The sequence below is a fragment of the Vibrio sp. 1580 genome (assembly GCF_033340055.1).
The window spans coordinates 1-751 of sequence record NZ_JAWOVT010000238.1 but is presented as its reverse complement, the minus strand read 5'-3'; the positions used below and the strand labels follow the sequence as shown (position 1 = coordinate 751).

At 37.7% G+C, this 751-nt stretch carries 2 protein-coding genes; both read left to right on the top strand.

Features of this window, described 5'->3' with window-relative positions; all coding sequences use genetic code 11:
* Positions 1 to 541, top strand: a 541-nt coding sequence (locus tag R7093_RS25260) for a transporter substrate-binding domain-containing protein (RefSeq protein ID WP_318147024.1), incomplete at its 5' end; no start/stop codon positions are given.
* The coding region (locus R7093_RS25255) for a hypothetical protein (RefSeq protein ID WP_140058238.1) at positions 538 to 751 on the top strand (214 nt) is incomplete at its 3' end. The genes R7093_RS25260 and R7093_RS25255, both read left to right, overlap by 4 nt.

Below are 751 nucleotides of genomic sequence, written 5' to 3'. Positions count from 1 at the left end.
GGTATTGGACTTTTCTCAGGACTACTTCCCATCGGCGGTATGGCTTGTTTCTCGTACCGATTCAAGTTTAAGTCCAATTAAGCCCAGTGGCTCGATCGACGAAGACGTCAAGACAGTGAAAGAGTTGATCGATGGACGAGAAGTGTTGGCGCTAGAGCATTCGTGCCTAGACCCAAACCTTTACGACTTGTACGACACGGGTGCCAAAGTGATTTTGCCCGATGGCAAACGACTCTTAAACGAAATGGTACCTGCCATCATGAAAAATGATGCTGAAAGTACCTTATTGGATGTAGCAGACACATTAATTGCTTTAGAAAAATGGCCGGGAGAAATAAAAGTTATTGGCCCTGTTTCTGAAAATCAAAAAATGGCTGTTGCGTTCCGTAAAAATTCACCGGAATTACGCGAAGCGTTTGATCGTTATTTAGATTCTATTAAAAAAGATGGGACGTATGAAAAGCTCGTTAAAAAATACTACCCGTCCATTTACTACTTTTATAACGATTACTTCTTAGAAGATAGTAAGAAAATTCGATGAAAAAGGCTGTTAAAAAAATATCCAGTAAAAAGATAATAACGATAAGCGCAATAATCGTTTCTATTTATTTAGCGATACTTATTGTTGTTACAAGTCTTGGACAGAATAAATTAAAAGACTCTCAATATAGAGAGCTGGATTTAAAAGTAAAAAGCTATGCAAGCACACTAGACAACTTATTTACTATCGCAAGTGAAGACGTAGATAATT